Source organism: Streptomyces sp. 8L (genome assembly GCF_020176795.1).
Taxonomy (GTDB): Bacteria; Actinomycetota; Actinomycetes; order Streptomycetales; family Streptomycetaceae; genus Streptomyces.
Window position 1 is genome coordinate 3,090 of sequence record NZ_JAIUKE010000481.1, and the last position, 5,851, is coordinate 8,940.

The 5,851-nt window shown below is 72.3% G+C and carries 6 protein-coding genes (1 of these 6 running past the window's edge); 1 reads left to right on the forward strand and 5 read right to left on the reverse strand.

The window, feature by feature from the left end:
- The 4 genes from LCE31_RS31745 to nsdA form a co-directional block, all read right to left on the reverse strand.
- Window positions 1-136, reverse strand: partial view of a [protein-PII] uridylyltransferase gene (locus LCE31_RS31745; RefSeq protein ID WP_225020532.1) — the 5' end (the start) only. Its footprint begins 2,510 nt before the window's first position; the window shows 136 of its 2,646 coding nt (coding positions 1-136); the start codon lies at window positions 134-136; the stop codon falls past the left edge of the window.
- Window positions 126-464, reverse strand: a complete 339-nt coding sequence (locus LCE31_RS31750) for a P-II family nitrogen regulator (RefSeq protein ID WP_225020534.1) — start codon at window positions 462-464, stop codon at window positions 126-128. Before LCE31_RS31750 ends, LCE31_RS31745 begins: the two co-directional genes overlap by 11 nt.
- The gene (locus LCE31_RS31755) at window positions 461-1,744 is read right to left on the reverse strand and encodes an ammonium transporter (protein ID WP_225020536.1); all 1,284 of its coding nucleotides are present in this window, start codon (window positions 1,742-1,744) and stop codon (window positions 461-463) included. Before LCE31_RS31755 ends, LCE31_RS31750 begins: the two co-directional genes overlap by 4 nt.
- Window positions 1,745-2,021: 277 nt before the next feature.
- Complete coding sequence (gene nsdA, locus LCE31_RS31760) at window positions 2,022-3,497, reverse strand: transcriptional repressor NsdA (RefSeq protein ID WP_225020538.1); 1,476 nt, start codon at window positions 3,495-3,497, stop codon at window positions 2,022-2,024.
- 453 nt (window positions 3,498-3,950) lie between these two features.
- Here nsdA and LCE31_RS31765 point away from each other — a divergent pair, with 453 nt between their 5' ends.
- Window positions 3,951-4,634, forward strand: coding sequence for a bifunctional DNA primase/polymerase (locus LCE31_RS31765; protein WP_225020540.1), 684 nt, complete (start codon window positions 3,951-3,953; stop codon window positions 4,632-4,634).
- A 201-nt stretch (window positions 4,635-4,835) separates the two neighbouring features.
- On the opposite strand, the gene ftsY is transcribed toward LCE31_RS31765, so the two are convergent.
- Window positions 4,836-5,851 (reverse strand): signal recognition particle-docking protein FtsY (gene ftsY, locus LCE31_RS31770; RefSeq protein ID WP_225020542.1); only part of this gene is annotated, 1,016 nt, incomplete at its 5' end.

A 5,851-nucleotide genomic window follows, 5' to 3' on the forward strand; every position in this document is an offset into this window, starting at 1 on the left:
GGGGGGGGGGGGCCGGGGCGGGGGGGGCGGCGGGCGGGCGGGGGGGGCGCGGCCGCCCCCCCCGCCCCGCGGCGTAACAGGTGTCCGCTTCCGCCGGGGGCCGGTCCCCGGCGGGGCGGCGTCCCTCAGAGGGCATCGGGGCCGCGTTCGCCGGTGCGCACCCGTACGGCGGTGTCGACGGGCACGGTCCAGACCTTGCCGTCGCCGATCTTGCCGGTCCTCGCCGCCTTCACGACGACTTCGACGATCTGCTCGGCGTCGCCGTCCTCGACGAGGACCTCGATACGGACCTTGGGGACGAGGTCGACGGTGTACTCGGCGCCGCGGTAGACCTCGGTGTGGCCGCGCTGGCGCCCGTATCCGCTGGCCTCGGTGACGGTGAGGCCCTGGACGCCGAACGACTGGAGGGCTTCCTTGATCTCGTCCAGCCGGTGCGGCTTCACGACGGCGGTGATGAGCTTCATGCGTCCACCTTCGGGGTCTTCGCCGCGGCGGCGTCGCGGTCGGCTGCGGGCACGCTACTACGGTGCACCGCCGCCCCGCCGACACCGGTGAAGTCGTAGGCGGATTCGGCGTGCTGTGCCATGTCGAGGCCGGTGATCTCGTCGTCCTCGGAGGCCCGGAAGCCGATGGTCTTGTCGACGAGCTTCGCGAGCAGCCAGGAGACGACGAAGGAGTACGCCATGACGGAGAACGCTCCGGCGGCCTGCTTGCCGAGCTGGGTCAGGCCCGCGACTCCGCCGGTGGCGAGGACGCCGACCAGGAGGGTGCCGATCACGCCGCCGACCAGGTGGACGCCGACGACGTCGAGCGAGTCGTCGTAGCCGAACCTGAACTTGAGGCTGACGGCGAAGGAGCAGACGCCGCCGGCGACGACGCCGATGAGCAGGGCGCCCCAGGCGTTCACCGCGGCGCCGGAGGGGGTGATGGCGACGAGGCCCGCGACGGCGCCGGAGGCGGCGCCGAGGGTGGTGAACGCGCCGTGCTTGACGCGTTCGTACGCGAGCCAGCCGATCATCGCCGCCGCGGTGGCGATCTGGGTGTTGAAGGCCATGTTGGCGGCGGTGCCGTCGGCGGCCAGCTCGGACCCGGCGTTGAAGCCGAACCAGCCGAACCACAGGAGCGCGGCGCCGATCACGACGAGCGGCAGGCTGTGCGGCCGCATCGGGTCCTTCTTGAAGCCGATGCGCTTGCCGACCACGAGGACGGCGGCGAGACCGCCGATGCCGGCGTTGATGTGGACGGCCGTTCCGCCGGCGAAGTCGATCACGCCGAGCTTGAAGAGCCAGCCGCCTGACTGCCACACCCAGTGCGCGATCGGGAAGTAGACGATCGTGACCCACAGGGCGATGAACAGGGTCCAGGCGCTGAACTTCACACGGTCCGCCAGGGCGCCGCTCATCAGCGCGGGGGTGAGGACGGCGAACATCAGCTGGAAGAAGGCGAAGGCGAGCACGGGGATGCCGCCCTTGCCGGTCAGCGTCTCCGGGCCGATGCCCTTCATGCCGAGGTGATCGAAATTGCCGATGAGCCCGATGCCGCCGAGATCGTCACCGAAGGCCAGCGTGTATCCGTAGAAGACCCACAGCACGCTGACGACGGCCAGCGAGATGACGGACATCATCAGCATGTTGAGGGCGCTCTTCACCCGCACCATGCCGCCGTAGAAGAACGCCAGTCCTGGCGCCATCAGCATCACGAGCGCGGCACTGATCAATACGAACGCGGTATCTGCACCATTCAAGGCCGGCGTCCCCTCCGTCGGTCGGATCGGCCCTATCCGACATTTCGCATGGGCCGACTGTGATGAGGAGATTCGCGCAGGGCCGTTTCGGTCGGACGTGTGCCGTGTTTCGATGCGGTGACGAAGATGAGCCCTGTGTTACGGCGAAGTGAATCATCGTCGCGTACGGGTGAATCCGTCACACGGCGGAGTGAGAGCCGGCCGCGGTGTCACCCTGCTGTCCTGTCGGCGGGGGAGCCGTGTCGGGCGGTACGGGGTGAGCACCGCGGCCGGGGTTTCAGACCGCTTCCGCGTTCTCCGGGAAGCGGGGGCCGAGCAGCTCACCGAGCTCCACCACCTCGGGGACGTCCTCGAAGTCCCGTACGGCGATGTCGACGGTCTTGCGCAGCCGGGTGTTGACGCGTTCGGAGCGGATGGAGCGGGCGATGCCCAGAGCCTCCCTGGCGGGCGCGGCCATCCGCTCCGGCTCGCGCTTGAGGAGGTGGACGCTGGCGAGGCCGATGAGGTTCAGCGCGTAGGAGCGCTGATGGTCCTCGTCCCGTTCGAAGAGTTCCACGGCGCGCTCCATGACGGGCTCCGCCAGGGAGGCGTAGGCCGGGCTGCGGCCCGCGACGTAGGCGAGGTCACGGAACGAGTGCGCGTTCTCCGCGTGCAGCTCCCCCTCGGTGAAGAAGCCGATCCAGTCGGGGTCGGGCGCGCCGTCGTCGCCGATGTCGGCGAACGAGTCCTCCGCCATCCGCACCGCGCGCTTGCACTTGCTCGGCAGGCCCATGCCCGCGTATGCGCGCGCCTCCATCGCGTACAGCATGGACTGGGTGCGGGGGGTGGCGCAGTCGCGGCTGCCGTACTGGGCGAGGTGGATGAGTTCGAGCGCGTCGTCGGGGCGCCCGAGGTGGATCATCTGCCGGCTCATCGAGGACAGGATGTACGAGCCGAGCGCGCGGTCGCCCGCCTCCTTGGCCGCGTGCAGCGCGAGCACGAAGTACTTCTGCGCGTTGGGCTGGAGGCCGACGTCGTAGCTCATCCAGCCGGCCAGCTCCGACAGTTCCGCGGCGCAGGTGAACAGGCGCCGCGAGGCGGCCTCGGGCAGCGGTTCCTGGAGCAGGTCGGTGACCTCGTGGAGCTGTCCGACGACGGCCTTGCGGCGCAGTCCGCCGCCGCACTGCGCGTCCCAGAGGCGGAACATCGCGGTGGTGGACTCCAGCAGTTCGAGCTCGGGCTCGGAAAGGCGCGGGGTGCGCCGCGCGCCGGCCTGCCCGCCGGCCGGCGCCTCGCCGCCGCCGGGGGTCGGTACGAGCCAGCGCTGCACGGGCTCGACGAGGGCGGGGCCCGCGGAGAGGCTGAGGGAGGAGCCGAGGAAGCCGCGGCGGCCGAGCATCAGGTCGCTGCGGGAGAACTCGCCGAGCAGGGCGACCGTCTGGGGGCCGGCCCAGGGCAGGTCGACTCCGGCGGCGGACGGCGACTGGTGTGCGCTGCGCAGCCCGAGGTCCTCGACGGCGACGACGGACCCGAAGCGCTCGGAGAACAGCTCCGACATGATCCGCGGGATGGGCTCGCGCGGCTGCTCCCCGTCGAGCCAGCGCCGTACGCGGGAGGTGTCGGTGCTGACGTGGTGGGCGCCCATCTGGCGCGCTCTGCGGTTGACCTGGCGGGCGAGCTCGCCCTTCGACCAGCCGCTGCGCGCGAACCAGGAACCGAGCAGGGCGTTCGGGCGTTTGCCCGTGCTCGCCTCGTCCGCACCGCTGCCGCTCACCTGGACTGCCCCCATCCGCTCGGTCCGACGCGTCCGCTCGATCCGTCGCGCGAACCGCTGTAAGGATGCCGCGTTCCCTGGCGTCCCATCCGAGGATTCACCCCTCGAACAGCCGCCCGATGTGCCTCCGGCATACCCACGAGAACAACCCTTCTCCCCAGCCCGTGCACCGAAAGTAATCCTACGATCACCCCTCCAGCTAGGGGATTCAGCGTTCCTTGCTAAATCGCCACCATTCGCCACCCCTTCGAATGAACTCGCCGCGGCATGGACGCGCTTCACTTGACAGGCAGCGGTCATGGGTGACGCGAAAGAGGTGCGCCGGGGCGCGCGACTCGGTTCGCACCACCCCCATTGCCTCCGCACATCCGCGCCGACGCCCCTTCCGCGACGGAGTGTCACGGGCAGACTGCGAGTCGTAACCACCCGCGCGTTCGACCCGTTGGAGGGGGCATGGGCTTCACCATCGGCGGTCTCCGGGACATCCGGGAACTGCGGGCGGCCTCACGGCGCCGCGGCCGGGCCACGGAGTGCACTGCGGTCGCCGAGTACACGGGTCTGTGGGGCTGGGACGTCATGCCGGGCGCCCGGTCCTCCGCCGCGGGCGCCTGCTCGTGCGGCGACCCCTGCTGTACGGAGCCGGGGGCGCACCCGCTCGGCTTCTGCCCTCGCGTCAAGGCGGGCGCGACGCTCGACGAGGTCACGCGCGCGTGGGCCGAGGTGCCCGGCGCGGCCGTCCTGCTGCCCGTGGGCGAGCGGTTCGACGTGATCGACGTGGCGCTCGGCGCCGGCGGGCCCGCGCTGGCGCGCCTGGAGCGGATGGGACTGCCGCGCGGCCCCGTCCTCGCCACGCCGGCCGGGCGCGCGTACTTCTTCGTGGCGCCCGGCGCCGCGGCGGAACTGCCCACCCTGCTCTACCGGATGGGCTGGGACGACGCGGACCTCGACCTGGCGGGCCTGGGCCCGGGCTCCTACGTGGTGGCGCCGCCCTCCCCGATGGGGACGCTCGGCCCCGCCCACTGGCTGCGCCCGCCGTCGCCCGACACCGCGGTGCTGCCGCCGGCCAGGCTGCTGCTGGGGACGCTGGCGTACACCTGCCACCGGGTGGGCCGGGCGCGCCCCCGGCACGGGGGATAGCGACGGCGGCACTGTACGGAGAGCGGACGCGGAGCGCGGCCGGCGGAAGGGCGGGCGACCCGGAGGTCACCCGCCCTTTCACCGTCCGCGCTTTCACTGTCCGCGTTTGTACTGCCCGCGTTTTCGCCGTCCGCCTTTTCGCTGTCCGCGTTTGCACCGTCCGTGCCACGGCCCGTACGAGGGCGGCGACAGGCGGCCGTGTCAGTCGCCGATCAGCGCGTCCACGAAGGCGGCGGGCTCGAACGGCGCGAGATCGTCGGCGCCCTCACCGAGGCCCACCAGCTTGACCGGCACACCCAGCTCGCGCTGGACCGCCACCACGATGCCGCCCTTGGCAGTGCCGTCCAGCTTGGTCAGCACGATGCCGGTGATCTCCACGACCTCCGCGAACACCCGCGCCTGCACCAGGCCGTTCTGGCCGGTCGTGGCATCGAGGACGAGCAGCACCTCGTCCAGCGGCCCGTGCTTCTCGACGACCCGCTTCACCTTGCCGAGTTCGTCCATCAGGCCGGTCTTGGTGTGCAGACGGCCCGCCGTGTCGATGAGGACGACGTCCGCGCTCTCGGCGATGCCCTCCTTGACCGCGTCGAAGGCGACCGACGCGGGGTCGCCGCCCTCGGGACCCCGTACGGTACGGGCGCCCACGCGCTCGCCCCAGGTCTGGAGCTGGTCGGCGGCGGCGGCCCGGAACGTGTCGGCCGCGCCGAGGACGACGGACCGGCCGTCCGCGACCAGGACGCGGGCCAGCTTGCCCGTCGTGGTGGTCTTGCCGGTGCCGTTGACGCCGACGACCATCACGACGCCCGGGGTGTCGAGGCCGCTCTCGGTCTTCACCTCGCGGTCGAGGTCCGCTCCGACGAGTGTGATCAGCTCCTCGCGCAGCAGGGTGCGCAGCTCCTCCGGGCTGCGGGTGCCGAGGACGCGCACCCGCTCGCGCAGCCGCTCCACGAGTTCCTGCGTCGGCTTCACCCCGACGTCCGCGGTCAGGAGCGTGTCCTCGATCTCCTCCCAGGTGTCCTCGTCGAGGTGCTCGCGCGACAGGAGCGTGAGCAGGCCCTTGCCGAGGGAGTTCTGCGAGCGCGCGAGGCGGGCGCGGAGACGGACGAGCCGCCCGGCCGGCGGGGGGGGGCCCGCGCGGGGGGGGGGGGGGGCGCGCCCCCCGCCCCGGTCCGCGCCGGCGCCCCGGGGCGGGGGGGGCGGGGCGCCCGCGGGGGGGG